This is a genomic window from Rhodococcus sp. A14, assembly GCF_011603105.1.
Taxonomy (GTDB): Bacteria; Actinomycetota; Actinomycetes; order Mycobacteriales; family Mycobacteriaceae; genus Rhodococcus_F; species Rhodococcus_F opacus.
Genome location: NZ_JAAOQS010000008.1, coordinates 1 through 17,449 on the forward strand (window position 1 = coordinate 1; position 17,449 = coordinate 17,449).

Genomic DNA, 17,449 nt, shown 5'->3' on the forward strand with positions numbered 1-17,449 from the left:
GGGAGCTTCAGTGGGATCTGCAGGCTCGGGATCTGGATTCCGCCCGGGAGCTGCACGTTGCTGGGGATGTGGAGGTACGGCGGGATCTTCAGGTTCCGGAGGTCGCCGATGTTGACGTCCGGCAGGTTCAGCCCGGTCAGTTCCTTCAGCGGAATGACGATGTCGGGGATCTGCGACAGCACGACCTGCGCGATCTCGGTGGACACTGCCGAGTTGGAGGTTTCGTTCGTGGATTTGACGTCGGAGGGTGCGCTACTGATGCCGTAGACCGCAACGGGACTTGCGACAGCCAGAGCGGCGACAGCCCCGAGGACAATCGAGGGCTTCGGTCGACGGTGCGGCAAGGGGGACTCTCCTCAGTTGTAGTTTCCTGCGAGCGACCTCGCGTGTCTGCAACTCGTGATGCTCATGTGACTGAAGAGACTGTTGTTGCTAACTCCAACCACTCTTGCCACACTAGTCACACAGGTCCATAACGCTCAACCTTACATTGAGACTTTATCCCGAATTTCTCGGACCCGCTGAGACGAGGTGCACGCCCCGTCTCAGCGCTCGTTGTTCAGCGATGAGGAGTGCAGTGATGGCGAAGACCGAATTCGGGGTTCGTGCAGGTAGACCTGCCTGGACCCGCAGGAGGCGGTACATCGCGGGCCCTCCAGCCCCGCGCGGATTCACGGCCAGACTTCTGCGCGCGTCGGCGCTCGGCATCGCACCCGTCCTCGTCGTCGGCGCCGTCACCGGCGTCGTCGTGCACGTGCGCTCCTCCGGCCAGGACGTCCGGGAAACCGTCGCCTCCGACACGCCGTACACGCTCTCCGGGCACGGCAACGGCCACGGCCGCGGGATGGGCCAGTGGGGCGCCTACGGATACGCGAAAGATCAGGGATGGGCGGCCGAGCGCATCCTCGGCCACTACTACGGCGGCACCACACTCGGCACCCTCGCCGACGCACAGATCAGCGTCCGGCTGCAGGCGCGTGACGATCAGCCGCTCGACGTCTACTCCGACGCCGGCGCCGTCGTCGCCGGCAAGCCCGTCGGACCGCGAGAGGCCGTCCACCTCACGCCGACCGCCGACGGCGGCGCCAACGTCGTGGTGACGCGCGGATGTGCCGGCGAGGTCCTGTGGCAGGACGCCACCGACCATCCGTGGGTGGACCCGGTCGACCTGACCCCGGACCGTCCCGCGAACGAGCACTTGAAGCTGTGCGCCGGTGACACCCCCTACCGCGGCGCGCTCGGGGTCGCGCTCGACGGCGCCGCCGTCCGCACCGTCAACGTCCTCGACATGGACGACTACCTCCTGGGCGTCGTGCCCGCCGAGGCGAAAGCCGGCTGGGCCGACACCGGTGGGGCCGAGGCGCTTCGGGCGCAGGCCGTCGCGGCCCGCTCCTACGCTGCCGCCGAGAACCGGGAAGAGTACGCGAAGACCTGCGACACCCAGAGCTGCCAGGTGTACGGGGGTTCCGCGAAGGAAGACCCGCGGACCACCGACGCCGTCCGTTCTACCAAGGGCACCATCCTGACGAAGGACAACAAGCCCGTCGCCGCCGAATTCTCCTCGTCCACAGGCGGATACACCGCGGGCGGCGAGTTCCCGGCCGTCGAGGACCAGGGCGACACCGTGTCACCGAACCACGACTGGACGGTGACCCTCACCGCGGGCGACATCGCGTCCGCGTTCAACGTCGGAGACCTCGAATCGTTCGAGGTGGTCACCCGCAACAACTTCGGAGTCGACGGCGGACGCGTCACCGGTGTGAAGGTGGTCGGATCGTCGGGCACCGCCGAGGCGACGGGCGCCGAGGCGCGGTCGAAGCTGAAACTCAAGTCCGACTGGTTCACGGTCGGTGACGGGCTCGGCGTCCCCGCACCGCCTTCCGCCCCCGAACCCGAGTCCACCCTCGCGTCCGCGGGTGAGGACGAGGACACCGTCGGCACCACCGAGGGTTCGCCGATCGCCGAGAAGTACAAGGAACTCGGCGGCGTCAACAGCACGCTGGGAGCGCCGATCGGTCCCGAGATGATGCTGCCGTCGGAGGCGGGGAAGTTCCGGATGTACACCAACGGAACCATCATCTGGACCAAGAAGCTGGGCGCGCAGGTGATCGACGCCAGCGTGCTGCGCGAGTGGTTACCGACGGGCGGCAGTTAGGCCGGGCAGAGCGGACCGGTTCCCTCGAGCACGGCGAGCATCCCGTCGACGGACTCGCCCCAGCCGAAGTCCTCGGCCCGCCGTCGGGCCGACGCCCGGCGCGTGCGTGAGGGGATCGCGAGTATGCCGCTCACCGCTTCGGCGAACGCGGGACCCCGGTCCCGGGCCAGGGCGCCGCAGCCGGGTGTGATGATCTCGGCGAGCGCCGACGACTGTGACGCGACCACCGGGGTGCCCGCCGCGAGCGACTCGAGCGCCGACAGGCAGAACGTCTCGTGCGGTCCGGGCGCCAGCGACACGTCCGCCGACGCGAACAGCGACGCCAGGCGGCCCTTGTCGCTGATGAAACCGGTGAAGTGCACGGGGAGCCCGCGGGCCCGGTACTGCAGCGCCTCACGCCGCGGGCCGTCCCCGGCGATGACCAGCCGGGCGTCGTGGCCCTGCCGCCGCAGCAGCCGGACGGCGTCGATGCTCCGTTCCACCTGTTTCTCCACCGACAGCCGGCCGCAGTGCAGAAGGAAACGTTGCGCCGGGTCGGCGAACGAGTCGCGCATCACCTGGTCGTGTTTGCCGGGATGGAACATCGTGAGGTCCACACCGAGCGGGACCCGGTGCAGATTGGGGGCCCCGATCCGGGTGAACTCCTCGCTCGCGAAGTCCGTCGTGCAGACGACGGCGTCGTAATTGCGGGCCATCCGGCGGTTCGCGATATCGGCCCAGCCGCGGGCTACTCGACGCGGAGCGAGTTGGCCGAGCAGCCGGTCGAGGCGTTCGTGTGACACGACCACACTGCGCACCCCACGGGTGCGGGCCCAGCCCCCGAAACCGCGCAGAGTGAGCCGGTCGGACACCTCCAGGACGTCGGGTCGCAGACCGCTGACGACGTCGGCCACCCGCCGCGGATTGACCACGCGATAACCCCCTGTCGCGGGGATGGTGGGAGCAGACCGCGTGATCCGCAGGACCCCACTCGGCAGCAGCTCCTCGCAGTCGCGCTGACCTGGGACGACGAGGACCACCTCGTGCCCGCGTTCGACGTACCCCTGACCCCAGTTGTGGAGGGCGGTGCGAAGCCCACCCGACCGCGGTCCGTAGAAGTTCGCCAGCTGGACGATGCGCACCCGCTCATGAAGCGCGATCGCCGCGTCGGCGGGAACAACGAGGTCTGCAGAACCGGTGAATACAGGGAGAACTCCTCGTGCGTGCCGAGGGGGTCCTTGCCCCCCTTGGCCGCGCACGGGCGGCGGAGTCGCTTACCCTGGTTCATCGTGACCGCTGCAACCCCAGAGACAACCGCCCCTGGCCGGTACGACCTCATCGTCGTCGGCTCCGGATTTTTCGGACTGACCGTCGCCGAGCGTGCAGCAACACAGCTGGGTAAGCGTGTGCTGGTGCTCGACCGTCGTCATCACCTGGGCGGAAACGCCTATTCGGAGGCCGAGCCCGAGACCGGCATCGAGATCCACAAGTACGGAGCGCACCTGTTCCACACCTCGAACAAGAGGGTGTGGGACTACGTCACCCAGTTCACCGAATTCACGAACTACCAGCACCGCGTGTTCGCGCTGCACAAGGGGCAGGCGTACCAGTTCCCGATGGGGCTGGGCCTGGTGTCGCAGTTCTTCGGGCGCTACTTCACCCCGGACGAGGCGCGGAAGCTGATCGCCGAGCAGTCCAGCGAGATCGACTCGGCGTCCGCGTCCAACTTGGAGGAGAAGGCGATCTCCCTGATCGGGCGGCCGCTGTACGAGGCGTTCGTGCGCGACTACACCGCCAAGCAGTGGCAGACGGACCCCAAGAACCTGCCCGCGGGCAACATCACCCGCCTGCCGGTGCGGTACACGTTCGACAACCGCTACTTCAACGACACGTACGAGGGCCTGCCCGTCGACGGCTACACCGCGTGGCTCGAGAACATGGCGAAGGACCCGAAGATCGAGGTCCGGCTCGAGACCGACTGGTTCGACGTCCGCGACGACCTGCGCGCCGAGAGCCCCGACGCCCCCGTCGTCTACACCGGCCCCCTCGACCGCTACTTCGACTACTCCGAGGGCGAGCTGGGCTGGCGCACCCTCGACTTCGAGACCGAGGTGCTCGAGACCGGCGACTTCCAGGGAACCCCGGTCATGAACTACAACGACGCCGACGTGCCCTTCACCCGGATCCACGAGTTCCGCCACTTCCACCCGGAGCGGGACTACCCGAAGGACAAGACGGTCATCATGCGGGAGTTCTCGCGGTTCGCGGAGAGCAAGGACGAGCCGTACTACCCGATCAACACTCCCGACGACCGCGCGATGCTCGCCGCCTACCGCGACCGCGCGAAGGAGGAGATGGCGTCGAACCAGGTTCTGTTCGGCGGCCGTCTCGGCACCTACCAGTACCTGGACATGCACATGGCGATCGCCAGCGCGCTGTCGATGTTCGACAACTCCCTGCGTCCGCACTTCGAATCCGGTGCGGCCCTGGTGGGGGATGCCGAATGAGCGCCCGACATCTGCTCGAATCCGAGAAGGTCACCGAGGACGCCCCGTTACTGGGCAAGTCGCTGCTGCAGCGGGTGATCCTGCCGCGTGCCGGCGAGCCGCTCGACGTCCGCACCCTCTACCTGGAGGAGGCGAAGACCAACAGTCGTCGCGCGCATTCGCTCTCGCGCACCTCGCTGTCGGTCGGCGCCGAGGCGGAGGCGTCGTTCTGCACCTACTTCAACGCGTTCCCGGCCAGCTACTGGCGCCGGTGGAGCACCCTGAACTCCGTGGTGCTGCGTCTCGAGCTGTCGGGGCACTGCCGCATCGACGTGTACCGCTCGAAGGCCGACTCGTCGCGCATCCACGTCGAAGGCCGCGAGTTCCAGGACGGTGACGCCGCGCTGGAGTTCGAGATCGAACTCGCCCCGTTCGAGGACGGCGGCTGGATCTGGTTCGACATCACCACCGACACCGAGGTCGTGCTGGAGAGCGCCGGCTGGTACGCGCCGGTCGACGCCCCCGGTGAGGCCACCGTCGCCGTCGGCATCCCCACGTTCAACCGACCCACCGACTGCGTCAAGGCGCTGACGGCGCTGGCGTCCGACGAACTCGTCATGGACGTGGTCAAGGCCGTCATCATTCCGGACCAGGGCACCCGCAAGGTCAAGGACGAGCCCGGCTTCACGGAGGCGGCCGAAGCGCTCGGCGACCGGCTGGCCATCCACGACCAGGCGAACCTCGGCGGGTCCGGCGGCTACAGCCGGATCATGTACGAGGCGCTGAAGACCACCGACTGCCAGCACATCCTGTTCATGGACGACGACATCGAGATCGAACCCGACTCGATCCTGCGCGCGCTGGCGATGTCGCGGTTCGCGAAGTCGCCGATGCTCGTCGGCGGGCAGATGCTGAACCTCCAGGAGCGCAGTCACCTGCACTCGATGGGCGAGGTCGTCGACCGCAGCATCTTCATGTGGACGGCCGCCCCGAACGTCGAGTACGACCACGACTTCTCCCGCTACCCGCTCAGCGACCGCGAGAACTCCCGGCTGCTGCACCGCCGGATCGACGTCGACTACAACGGCTGGTGGATGTGCATGATCCCGCGGCAGGCCGCCGAGGAACTCGGTCAGCCGCTGCCGCTGTTCATCAAATGGGACGACGCCGAATACGGCCTGCGTGCCCGGGATGCCGGCTACCCGACCGTGACCATGCCCGGTGCCGCGATCTGGCACATGGCGTGGAGCGACAAGGACGACGCCATCGACTGGCAGGCGTACTTCCACCTCCGTAACCGGCTCGTCGTCGCGGCCCTGCACATGCCGGGCAACGGCCGCGGACTCGTGATCAACACCGTCAAGGCCACGATCAAGCACCTGCTGTGCCTCGAGTACTCGACCGTCGCGATCCAGAACCAGGCCATCGCCGACTTCCTGCAGGGCCCCGAGCACATCTTCGAACTGCTCCCGACCGCGCTCGGTAACGTCCACGCGATGCGCAAGGAGTACCCGGACGCCGTCGTGCTGCCGTCGTCGACGAGCCTGCCGCTGCCCTCCGGTGAGGAAGTCGGCGCGGTCGGCCTGCCGACGAACCCGCTCGCGAAGATCGTGCGTCTCGGCAAGGGCCTGGTCCACAACGTGAAGCCCGCGCACGAGCAGCACCACGAGCGTCCCCAGCTCAACGTGCCCACCATCGACGCGCGGTGGTTCCTGCTGTCCCAGGTGGACGGCGTCACCGTCACCACCGCGGACGGGCGAGGAGTCGTCTACCGCAAGCGCAACCCCAAGCTGGCGCTCGCGCTGCTGAAGGAAGCGATCCGGTTACGCCGTGAACTGGCCCAGCGGTTCCCCGAGCTCAAGCGCGAGTACCAGGACGCCGTTCCTGCCCTGACCAGCAAGGAGAGGTGGGAACGTGTCTTCGGCATCCAGTGAGATTCACATCCTGCACACCGTCCAGTCGACGATCGCGAGCCGTCCCGGCGTCGTCTCGACCGCCCGGGGTATGTCGCACTTCGGTGAGCACGCCCTCGGGTGGGTGGCCGTCGCCGGTATCGGCGCGGCACTCGACAAGCCTCGTCGCCGGCAGTGGGCGGGAGTTGCGGTGGGTGCCGTCGGCGCCCACGCGGCCTCGATCGTGATCAAACGCATCGTCCGCCGCCCCCGGCCGAACGACCCGTCGATCCAGGTCAACGTGTCGACGCCCAGCAAATTGAGCTTCCCGTCGTCGCACGCAACGTCCACGACAGCGGCTGCCGTGCTGCTCGGCCGTCTCACCGGGCTACCCTTGCCTGCGTTGTTGGTACCGCCGATGCTGCTCTCCCGGCTCGTTCTGGGAGTGCACTACCCGACCGATGTGCTCGCCGGATCTGCCCTGGGGGCCGCCTCTGCGGTCGCGGTGCTGAAGGCCGAGCAGAAGTTTGGAGAGAAATGAGCGAGGAACCGGCCGTCGTCACCGGACCCCCGACATCCCTGGCGGCAGGCATCGTCAAGGCCGTCCGCCCGCGTCAGTGGGTCAAGAACGTCCTGGTCCTCGCAGCTCCCGTCGCCGCGGGCACGGCGACGGAATCCGACGTCCTGCTTCCCGTCGCACTCGCCTTCGTGGTGTTCTGCATGGCAGCGTCCGGCATCTACCTCGTCAACGACGCGATGGACGTCGAGGCGGACCGCGCGCACCCCACCAAGCGATTCCGCCCCATCGCGGCCGGTGTGCTGCCCGTCAACCTGGCGTTCGGCATGGCGGTCGTGCTGCTCGGCGGGTCCATCGCCCTGTCGTTCCTCGCCAACTGGCAGCTGGCGGTCGTGATGGCCGTCTACATCGGCATCCAGCTGGCCTACTGCTTCGGTCTCAAACACCAGGCCGTCCTCGACATCTGCATCGTCTCGTCCGGGTTCCTGCTGCGCGCCATCGCAGGCGGTGTGGCCGCCGAGATCGCGCTGTCGCAGTGGTTCCTGCTGGTCATGGCTTTCGGTTCGCTGTTCATGGCGGCCGGTAAGCGATACGCCGAACTGCAGCTCGCCGAGCGCACCGGCGCGAAGATCCGCAAGTCCCTGGAGAACTACACCACGACGTACCTGCGTTTCGTGTGGACGCTCAGCGCCACCGCGGTCGTGCTCTGCTACGGACTGTGGGCGTTCCAGCAGGACGACCTGAAGGCCACCAACTGGTACGCCATCTCCATGGTGCCGTTCACCATCGCGATCCTGCGTTACGCCGTGGACGTCGACGGCGGCGAGGCGGGGGAGCCCGAGGAGATCGCGCTGGGCGACCGCGTGCTCCAACTCCTCGCGATTGCCTGGATCGGAGTGGTGGGTGTCGCTGTCTACCTCGTCTGACTTGGTAGGAGGCGCCGAGGACTCGGACGCCGCCGCGGAGCGGACCACCGAACGCCACCGGAAGGCCATCCTCTCGAGGGTGGTCTTCCTCGGGGGTGTGGCCATCTCGGCTCTCCTGATGTTCTGGGGTGCCTGGGAACGGCGATGGATTGCCGACGACGGTCTGATCGTGCTGCGCACGGTCCGCAACCTCCTCGCAGGCAACGGTCCGGTCTTCAACTCGGGTGAGCGTGTCGAGGCCAACACCAGCACCGCGTGGACATACATCGTCTACGCGTTCAGCTGGCTCTCCCAGGCCCGGCTCGAATACGTCGTCCTGACGATCGCGCTGATCCTGTCCACGGCGGCGATCGTGCTCGCCATGTTCGGCACCGCGCGCCTGTACCGCGGTGGGTCCTTCGCCGGCGGCGGCACGCTGTTGCTGATGCCCGCCGGTGTGCTCGTGTACATCGCGGTGCCCCCGGCCCGCGACTTCGCGACGTCGGGTCTCGAAAGCTGCCTGGTCATCTTCTGGATCGCGCTGCTCTGGCTGCTGCTGGTCCGATGGAGTCAGGCCACCGCTCCGTCCACCACCTCGGTGCTCGTTCTCTCGTTCATCGCGGGCATGGGGCCCCTCGTGCGCCCCGAGCTGGCGATCCTGGGTGTGCTGTCGCTGGCCATGATCTTCCTCGCTCCCGGTCTCACCTGGGTGGTGCGGGTGGCGATGGTGTTCGTCGCCGGCATCGTCCCGGTGGGCTACCAGATCTGGCGAATGGGCTATTACGCCCTCCCGTACCCCAACACCGCGGTGTCGAAGGACGCCGGCGGCGCCAAGTGGTCGCAGGGTTTCGCCTACCTCTGGAATCTGCTCGGCCCGTACCTGCTGTGGCTACCGCTGGTCTTCCTTTTCGCCGGCGCCGTGATCGCCTGGCGCGGCCGGGACAAGTCCATCGAAGATGGTGTTCGTCACACCGAAGGAAATCGGCTGACGCGCCTGCGCGGATGGCTGCGGACGCAGAACGCCGTCGTCGTGTTCATTCTCGCGAGCGGGCTGATCCTCGGTCTGTACTCGTTGCGCGTCGGCGGCGACTTCATGCACGGCCGCGTTCTTCTCCCCGTTCTGTTCTGTTTCATCGTTCCCGTCGCCGTAATTCCGGTGCGAATTCCGGACCGGGCGGCGTGGGGGCGTAATGGGGAATCGTCGATTTTCCTCGCAATGGCTTTCCTGTGGGCCGGCACCGTCGTGTGGGCGTTTTTCGCGTCGAACACGACGGGAATGCCGGAAGGTGTCGTTATCGGACGTTCCGGAATTGTCGACGAACGCGCCTTCTACGTTCTCAACACCGGTCATGCGCACCCGATTCGCGCGGACGATTATCTGGACTACCCGCGGATGCGCGCCATGGTGCAGACCATCTCGGACACCCCGGACGGCGGCCTGCTCATCCCGTCCGCCGATTACACGTACTGGTTCGTCGTTCCTCCGCCCCTTCCGATCCCGGACGGCGGCGCAGGTCACACGGTGTACTTCCTGAACCTCGGCATGACGAGCATGAACGTCGGTCTCGACGTGCGTGTGCTGGACCAGATGGGTCTCGCCTACCCGCTCGCGGCGCACACCGAGCGGTTGGACGACGGCCGTATCGGGCACGACAAGAACCTGTACCCCGACTGGGTCGTGGTGGACACGGGAATGATCGACAAGCACCCGTGGATGCCCGGATTCCTCGATGAGGAATGGGTGACCGAGGCGCGGGTCGCGCTCACGTGCCCCGAGACGCAGGACCTGCTGACGTCGTATCGGTCGGAACTGACGTGGCCGCGATTCAAGCAGAATTTCAAGGATGCGCTGCATTTCGCGAGTTATCGATTCGAACGAGTGCCCGCATATGAAATTCAGCGGTGCAATCTCGAGCCGCCGTTCCCGGAACCAGCCAAATAGGGCGAACCGGGCGGGGCGTGGGTCACCAGGGCGTCCCGGGTAGATCTCGATGTCGGAACATCAGATCTCGTTTGTGTAACGCAGGAACTGTCGGCGACGATGTACGTCGATGATGAGTCATCGTGACGGTGGTCTGGGAAGTTCCCTGGAAAGCGCTCCGTGAGCGTTTGTCAGAGAAGTTCGTGTGACATACAGTCCACCGAGCGCAGTGTGACTTGGAAGAGGTCCGCTGCCGACCCGGCTTCATGCCCGGGCCGGCAGGTCGCCTGTTCCCCGACGGAATCCGCCGGAGCCGCCCAGTGGCGGAGTCCGCAGACGAAGAGAGTGAGCAGTATTCATGCGTTTTGCCAGACCGAGGTTGTCTCAGCGCCTCAAGCAGCGTGCGATGGCCATCGGAGCCGTCGCACTGGTACTGCCTATGGGCGCAGGAATCGCTGGTGGAGCCGTCGCCGCAGCAGCACCGACGCACGCGGGTCCCGCCAAGACCGCGCCGGCCGGTGGCTACGAGGAACTGTGGGTTCCCTCTTCCATGGGACCGATCAAGGTCCAGGTCCAGTGGGCAGCCCGCGGCGGTAGCGCCGCCCTGTACCTGCTCGACGGACTGCGCGCCCGCAACGACCGCAACGCGTGGAGTTTCGAGACCAACGCGTTCGACCAGTACCGCAACGACAACGTGACCCTGGTCATGCCCGTCGGTGGCGAGTCCAGCTTCTACTCCGACTGGTACTCGGCGAGCAACTTCAACGGTCAGCCCGTCACGTACAAGTGGGAGACGTTCCTGACGCAGGAACTGCCCGACTTCCTGGCCAACTACGGCGTCTCGCGCACCAACAACGCCGTCCTCGGCCTGTCGATGGGTGGCAGCGCCGCTCTGACTCTCGCCGCGTACCACCGCGACCAGTTCAAGTTCGCCGGTTCGCTGTCCGGCTACCTGAACATCTCGGCTCCCGGCATGCGTGAGGCGATCCGCGTCGCGATGCTCGACGCCGGCCGCTTCAACGTCGACTCGATGTGGGGTCCGCCGTGGAACCCGGCGTGGCTGCGTAACGACCCGTTCGTGTTCGCGCCGCGTCTGCAGGGCCTGTCGATGTTCATCTCGGCTGCCAGCGGTCTGCCCGGTGAGTTCGACCACCCGCGCGCTCCGATCGACTACTACAACACCGCCAACGGCATGGGCCTCGAGGCTCTCGCCCTGGCCAACACCCGCGCCTTCCAGGTGCGTCTGGCCACCCTCGGTGTGCCGGCCACCTTCGACTTCCCCGCCAATGGCACGCACTCGTGGCCGTACTGGGGCTCGGAGTTGTTCAAGGCGCGCGGCCAGATCCTGGACACACTGGGCGCCTGGTGATCTGACACCACCCTCGTGGCGAATGCCGCCCCGCCGATCCGGCGGGGCGGCACTCGTGCGCTCCGGGGTGCCCGCGCCACGGCCGGGGCGTGAGGGAAAACCCAGGATTCCCTTCCCCCGAGAGTGCACAACGGAACGTTTTGTCAGTAAGGTGATCCCGTCGAGACGCCACCCGCGCAGCGAGCGCTGCGCGGGTGGCGTCTGTACGTGAGATTTTCACGAGAGTTATCGAGAGGTTGCCGCGGCCGCGGCGCGAGACGGATCAAGCGGAGGGAAGACGAGTTCATGCGTGTTGGGGGTTCGACGAGAACAAGCGGATGGGCCAGGCGTACTGCCGCCGCAATTGCTCTGGCGGTCGCACTGCCGCTGGGCGTGACCATGGTGGGCGGCGGCGCAACCGCATCCGCCGCCTTCGACCCCGCCGCGCAGGACTTCTGGGTCGATTCCGCCATGGGCCCGATCAAGAGCCGCATCTGGCGGGCCGCCGACGGCAACACCAACCGGGTGGTCTACCTGCTCGACGGTCTGCGCGCGCAAGACGACCTGAGCGGCTGGGAGGTCAACACCGACGCGGGCCCGTTCCTCGCCTCGCAGAACATCAACGTCGTCCAGCCGGTCGGCGGGCAGTCCAGCTTCTACTCCGACTGGATTTCGAACTCGAACCTCAACGGCCAGAAGACCCCGTACAAGTGGGAGACGTTCCTCACGGAGGAACTTCGCGACGCACTGGCGAACCGCCTCGGGTTCCAGTCCACCCGTAACGGCGTCATCGGCCTGTCGATGGGTGGCAGTGCCGCCCTGACCCTCGCCGCCTACCACCCCGATCAGTTCAACTACGCGGGCTCGCTGTCCGGGTACCTGAACATCTCGGCTCCCGGCATGCGTGAGGCCATCCGCATCGCGATGCTCGACGCCGGCCGCTACAACGTCGACGCGATGTGGGGTCCGCCGTGGAACCCGGCGTGGCTGCGCAACGACCCGTTCGTGTTCGCGAACAAGCTTCGCGACAACAACACCCGCCTGTGGGTGTCGGCCGCCAACGGCATCCCCGCCCCCGGCGGAGCCGCACCGACCGGATTCATGGACGTCTTCAACGCGAGCACCGGTGCGAGCCTCGAGGCGCTGTCGCTGGCGAACACCCGTGCCTTCCAGGTCAAGATGGCGACCCTCGGCGCGAAGAACGTCACCTACAGCTTCCCGCCCCGCGGCATCCACACGTGGCGTTACTGGCAGCAGCAGATCCACGATCTGGCGGGCGACCTCGGCAACACGATCGGGTAGCTCGGAAGTAACAATTGCACCAGCTGTAACAGCGCGGCACTCCCACTCGTCTGTCGTTTGCGTGTAGAAAGAACCGGAACGCGAGGCCGTGCTCCGTGTTGGCCTCGACGCGCAGAGAGAGAGTGAACGTCATGCGAGTAGGCCTGTTCAAGGCAGAACGTCAGCGTTCGTCGGCCGGGAATGTCCGAAGGCGGACGCTGGCCTCGCTTGCCGCTGTGCTCGTGGTGCCGGTGGCGGTCGGGTTCACCCAGACCGCCACCGTCTCGGCTGCGCCGGTCGCCGCGCAGGCTCCGGTGGCCACGCAGGCTCCGGGCGGCGCGACGATCCATCACGTCGACTGGCTCACCGACCGTCGCGTGGCGATCTGGATCAACTCTCCGTCGATGGGCGTGCCGATCCAGGTGCAGATGCTGCTTGCGCGCGACTGGAACTCGAAGCCCACGGAGAAGTTTCCGTCCGTCTACATGCTCGACGGTCTCCGCGCGCAGGACAACGAGAACGGCTGGACGCTCGAGACCGACGCCGAGTCGTTCTTCGCCGACAAGAACATCAACGTCGTCCTCCCGGTCGGCGGCCAGTCCAGCTTCTACTCCGACTGGGTGGCCCAGGACAACGGTCAGAACTATCAGTGGGAGACATTCCTCACGAAGGAACTGCCCCCGATCCTCGAAAGCGACTGGCGCACCACGCAGACACGCGGCGTCATCGGACTCTCGATGGGCGGCACGTCCGCGATGTTCCTCGCGGCCCGCAACCAGGGATTCTTCACGTTCGCCGCGTCGCTGTCCGGCATGCTCACCACCACCGCGCTCGGGATGCCGCAGGCCGTCGCGTACGCGATGAGCGACGCAGGCGGATTCGACGCGGACGCGATGTGGGGACCCCCGACCAGTTCGGCGTGGGAGGAGCACGACCCCTACCTGCTGGCCGACAAGCTCAAGGGCGTCAGCCTGTACATCTCCAGCGGTAGCGGAACCACCGGCCCGTACGACCAGCCGTCCGGAATCCCCGGCGTCAGCACCAATTACGCGGGTATGGGCCTCGAGATCCTGTCGCGGCTCACGTCGCAGACGTTCGCGACCAAGCTCAACAAGCTGGGCATCCCCGCCCAGGTCAACTACCGGCCGTCCGGCACACACTCGTGGCCGTACTGGCAGTTCGAGCTCCACCAGCTGTGGCCGCAGCTCGCCGGCGCCGTCGACGTCGAACCCGACAAGCCGGTGTGCACCACAGGCGGTTCCATCGCCGGGGTCGCCGGCGCGAACCCGTGGATCGGCGACTGCCTGACCCCCGAGTACAGCCTCGCGGGCGGAACGGTGCAGGACTTCCGCAACGGCCGGATCTTCGCCAAGTCCGACACCGGCGCGCAGCCGGTGGCCGGCGCCATCGGCGGCGTCTACCAGGCGACCGGTGGTCCGGGTGGGCCGCTCGGCTACCCGACGACGCCCGAATTGGCCACCCCCGACGGTCGCGGCCGCTTCAACCACTTCGAGCACGGGTCCGTCTACTGGTCGCCGCAGACCGGGGCGCACGCCGTCCGCGGCGCGATCCGCGACGAGTGGGCACGTCAGGGCTGGGAGGGCGGACCGCTCGGATACCCGGTGGCCGAGGAAGTTCCGACGCCCGGCAAGGACGGCGCGGTGCAGGGCTTCGAGATCGGCGCCATGTACTTCAGTCCCGCGAACGGCACCCACCGCGTGCAGGGAATGATCATGGGCAAGTATGCCGAACTCGGTTACGAGGGCGGGTGGCTCGGCTTCCCGAAGACCAGTGAGATCGCCGTCAAGGACGGCGGCCGGTTCAACCAGTTCGAGGGCGGCAACATCTACTGGAGCCCGCTGTCGGGTGCGTGGGCCGTCGAGAACGGACCGATCTTCGACGCCTGGAAGAGCGCCGGCTACGAGGGCGGCCGGCTCGGCTTCCCGATCAGCGACAAGTTCGCCATCCCCGGCGGCGTCCAGCAGAACTTCCAGACCGGTTACGTCACAGTGATCGACAACAAGGCCGAGATTCACTGATGGCCGGATCGCAGTAGAAATCTCACTCGCAGCGGGCGGGGCCGGGTCCGGCGGACCAGGGTTCCGCCCGATCTGCGTCTGTACCCTGTCGAGAGACAACGACTTGGAAAGCAAGGACGGAAATAGATGCCGCAGCACTCACGTATCAGCACCACCTTCCGACGGACGATCGCCGTAGGCGCGCTCGCCGTCGCAGCGAGCGGATTGTTGGTCGGGTGCGGCAGCGACGATTCCACGGCGACGTCGAACCCGTCCACCAGCGCCACGACGACCGCTGCGGCGTCCAGCTCCGCCGAGAGCTCGGCGTCTGCCGCGCCCAGCGCGAGCGCCTCGGCCCCGGCCTCCGCGCCGGTGACGAGCCCGGGTGAGGCGGCGACGGCGCCGCCGGAGCAGCCCGAGGAAGTTCCGGGCGACTTCCCCGGCCCCAGCGAGGTCCCGGTCAGCGCCGAAGGCCAGAAGTTCCTCGACGCGCTGAAGGCCAAGGGCATCGAGCCGGCCGCCGACGGCACCATGGCCGTGAGCACCGCCGACTTCATCTGCCAGGCCAAGGCCGAAGGCAAGAGCGACGCCGAAGCGATGGTGTTCGTCACAGCGATGGTCGGCACCGAGGCGTCGGCTGCGGGTCAGGAACTGACCCAGGAGCAGGCGACGGCCAACGCCCAGACCTACATGGATGTCGCCCACGCGACCTACTGCAAGTAGACGTCGATGTCGTTGACCGGGCGCGGAACGCGGAAGAAGAAGAGCAGCCTCCTGCGCAAGCTGGTGGTGCTGATCGTGATCCTGCTGGTGATTCTCGTCGCAGTGATCGCGCTCTGGTATCTCCTCGCAGGGCGACTGCCCAAGCCGATCCCGACCCCGCCCGGTCCCGAGCGTCCCAACGCCCAGCCGGCCAGCTGCCCCGACGTCCAGGTGGTGGTCGTCCCGGGCACGTGGGAGTCCAGCCCGACGGACGACCCGTACAACCCGTCGGCCAACCCGGCGTCGCTGATGCTCAACGTGTCGCGGCCGCTGCAGGAGCAGTTCGAGCCGTCGCGCGCCGACGTGTACACGGTTCCGTACGTCGCCCAGTTCTCCAACCCGATCGCCTTCCCGCCGGACGGGCAGCAGTCGTACAACAACAGCCGCGGCGCGGGCACGGCCGCCACCAACGACATCCTGATCCGTCGTCACGCCGAGTGCCCGCTGACCAGCTTCCTGCTCACCGGCTTCTCCCAGGGCGCGGTCATCGCCGGCGACGTCGCGTCGAGCATCGGTGCAGGTGACGGTCCTGTTCCGGCCGATCTCGTGCTGGGTGTCGGGCTCATCGCCGACGGTCGCCGCGACCCGGCCGCCGCCACGAATGTCGGCCAGCCCGTCACCGGCGTCGGAGCCGAACTGTCGTTGGCCGGTCTGCAGATCCCGGGTATCACAATGACCGGCCCGCGCCCCGGCGGTTTCGGTGATCTCACGGACCGGGCGGTCGAGATCTGCGCCCCGACGGACGGAATCTGCGACGCCCCGGCGCAGGCGTTGAAACCGAGCAACTGGATCGGAAGCGGACTACGTCTACTCGAGTACAACAACAACCCCGTCCACGCGATGTACAACTCGTACGTCGTCGACGACTCCGGCACGACGGCCACGCAGTGGATCGCCGGTTGGGCTGCCGAGAAGATAGACGCCGCCCCGACCCCGGCACACAGTTGATTTTGTGGCGGGTGGGTTCACCGTGGTCGGTGAGCCGTGAAACGTCCCAAACAGATAGGCGAGACGCGTACTGGCCGGTAGTGTGCGTTTCTCGGCACCGGTAGAGTGCTGCACTGTTGCGGCATCACCGGTGCCCGACCCCACCGATGTTCACGTCCTGAAACGCGGGCGTTTCACCACAGGAGAAGCTATTCATGAGTTCCGACGCCAGCTCGTTGCGTAAGTTCCGATTCGCGGCAGGCGGAGAGGGCAACGCGGACGAGGGCGGCGCGCGTCGGTTCGTCAAGCTTGCGCAGAAGGCCGAGGAACTCGGGTTCGACAGCTTCATGATCCCCGACCACCTGGGTAACCAGGTGGGACCGATCGCCGCTCTCGGCGCACTCGCGATCGCCACGGACAAGATCCGGCTCGGCACCGCCGTCCTGGCCAACGGCTTCCGGCACCCGGCGATCCTCGCCAAGGACGCCGCCACCATCGACGTGCTGTCGGGGGGCCGCCTCGAACTCGGCATCGGCGCCGGCTGGATGAAGGAAGAGTTCGACAAGGGCGGCATCGACTACGAGCGCCCGGGCATCCGGATCGCCAAGCTCGAGGAGACCCTGCAGATCCTCGACGTGCTGCTGCGCGGCCAGGAGTGCAACTTCGACGGCAAGTACTACCAGATCAAGGGCCTGACAGGCAGCCCGCGACCGCGGCAGGGCCCGCGTCCCCCGATTGCCGTCGGCGGCGGCGGCCCCAAGATGCTGGCGCTCGCGGCCAAGTACGCCGACATCATCTCCGTGGCGACGCCCACCAGCAAGGAAGGCAAGCTCCTGCTCTCGGGTGTCACGCTCGAGAAGACGATGGAGCGCGTCGACCGTATCCGGGAAGCTGCCGGTGACCGGTTCGACGACATCGAACTGAACTGGACGATCACCACCATCGTCATCACCGACGACCGTGAGCAGACCGCCGAGATGGCGCTCGCCGCACTCGATCAGGGCTTCCCGCCCAACATCGAGGTCGACACGAAGCTGTCCGTCGAAGACATCCTGAGCTCGCCGTATCTCGCGATCGGAAGCTTCGAGGAGATCGCCGATCAGATACGCATGGTGCGAGAAAAGACGACAATGTCTTACGTCGGTGTGTTCCCCACACAGATGGATGCGTTCGCGCCGATCATCTCGCAACTGAAGGGCGAGTAGACGCAGCGTACCGAGGGCGGCGATGCCAATCTGTAACATATCGATGGTTTGGA

The 17,449-nt window shown here is 67.0% G+C and carries 13 protein-coding genes and 1 pseudogene; 12 read left to right on the plus strand and 2 right to left on the minus strand.

The window, feature by feature from the left end:
* Positions 1 to 344 (minus strand): annotated as a pseudogene (locus G9373_RS06585) (cold-shock protein); the annotation flags it as partial.
* Positions 345 to 580: 236 nt separating this feature from the next.
* Between G9373_RS06585 and G9373_RS06590 the strand changes: the two are divergent.
* Complete coding sequence (locus tag G9373_RS06590) at positions 581 to 2,155, plus strand: SpoIID/LytB domain-containing protein (protein WP_133985909.1); 1,575 nt, start codon at positions 581 to 583, stop codon at positions 2,153 to 2,155.
* Here G9373_RS06590 and G9373_RS06595 read toward each other — a convergent pair.
* Positions 2,152 to 3,276 (minus strand): glycosyltransferase, encoded by a 1,125-nt coding sequence (locus G9373_RS06595; RefSeq protein WP_005565890.1) that lies wholly within the window; start codon positions 3,274 to 3,276, stop codon positions 2,152 to 2,154. The genes G9373_RS06590 and G9373_RS06595 overlap by 4 nt on opposite strands.
* A gap of 147 nt (positions 3,277 to 3,423) precedes the next feature.
* Here G9373_RS06595 and glf point away from each other — a divergent pair, with 147 nt between their 5' ends.
* From glf to G9373_RS06650, 11 genes are all read left to right on the plus strand, one after another.
* The gene (gene glf / locus G9373_RS06600) at positions 3,424 to 4,641 is read left to right on the plus strand and encodes a UDP-galactopyranose mutase (protein WP_005260443.1); all 1,218 of its coding nucleotides are present in this window, start codon (positions 3,424 to 3,426) and stop codon (positions 4,639 to 4,641) included.
* Positions 4,638 to 6,554 carry a glycosyltransferase gene (locus tag G9373_RS06605; protein WP_005248844.1) on the plus strand — a complete coding sequence of 639 codons (1,917 nt, stop codon included), beginning with the start codon at positions 4,638 to 4,640 and terminating at the stop codon, positions 6,552 to 6,554. The genes glf and G9373_RS06605 overlap by 4 nt, the downstream gene beginning before the upstream one ends.
* Positions 6,535 to 7,053, plus strand: coding sequence for a phosphatase PAP2 family protein (locus G9373_RS06610; protein ID WP_005260442.1), 519 nt, complete (start codon positions 6,535 to 6,537; stop codon positions 7,051 to 7,053). Before G9373_RS06605 ends, G9373_RS06610 begins: the two co-directional genes overlap by 20 nt.
* Positions 7,050 to 7,955 carry a decaprenyl-phosphate phosphoribosyltransferase gene (locus G9373_RS06615; protein ID WP_005248842.1) on the plus strand — a complete coding sequence of 302 codons (906 nt, stop codon included), beginning with the start codon at positions 7,050 to 7,052 and terminating at the stop codon, positions 7,953 to 7,955. The genes G9373_RS06610 and G9373_RS06615 overlap by 4 nt, the downstream gene beginning before the upstream one ends.
* Position 7,956: 1 nt before the next feature.
* Positions 7,957 to 9,876: a flagellar motor control protein ZomB gene (gene zomB, locus G9373_RS06620; protein ID WP_005565887.1), complete on the plus strand. Its 1,920-nt coding sequence runs from the start codon at positions 7,957 to 7,959 to the stop codon at positions 9,874 to 9,876.
* Positions 9,877 to 10,213: 337 nt separating this feature from the next.
* On the plus strand, positions 10,214 to 11,224 hold the full coding sequence (locus G9373_RS06625; protein ID WP_043789365.1) for an alpha/beta hydrolase family protein: 1,011 nt from the start codon (positions 10,214 to 10,216) through the stop codon (positions 11,222 to 11,224).
* A gap of 285 nt (positions 11,225 to 11,509) precedes the next feature.
* Positions 11,510 to 12,505: an alpha/beta hydrolase family protein gene (locus G9373_RS06630; protein ID WP_080606195.1), complete on the plus strand. Its 996-nt coding sequence runs from the start codon at positions 11,510 to 11,512 to the stop codon at positions 12,503 to 12,505.
* Between the two features lie 131 nt (positions 12,506 to 12,636).
* Complete coding sequence (locus G9373_RS06635) at positions 12,637 to 14,523, plus strand: alpha/beta hydrolase-fold protein (protein ID WP_037204975.1); 1,887 nt, start codon at positions 12,637 to 12,639, stop codon at positions 14,521 to 14,523.
* Positions 14,524 to 14,649: 126 nt separating this feature from the next.
* A complete protein-coding gene (locus G9373_RS06640; RefSeq protein ID WP_064080280.1) occupies positions 14,650 to 15,225 on the plus strand; it encodes a DUF732 domain-containing protein in 576 nt (191 codons plus the stop codon).
* Positions 15,226 to 15,231: 6 nt separating this feature from the next.
* Positions 15,232 to 16,212 carry a cutinase family protein gene (locus tag G9373_RS06645; protein ID WP_005565878.1) on the plus strand — a complete coding sequence of 327 codons (981 nt, stop codon included), beginning with the start codon at positions 15,232 to 15,234 and terminating at the stop codon, positions 16,210 to 16,212.
* A gap of 194 nt (positions 16,213 to 16,406) precedes the next feature.
* Positions 16,407 to 17,396, plus strand: coding sequence for an LLM class F420-dependent oxidoreductase (locus G9373_RS06650; RefSeq protein WP_005248835.1), 990 nt, complete (start codon positions 16,407 to 16,409; stop codon positions 17,394 to 17,396).
* The last annotated feature ends 53 nt before the right edge of the window (positions 17,397 to 17,449 follow it).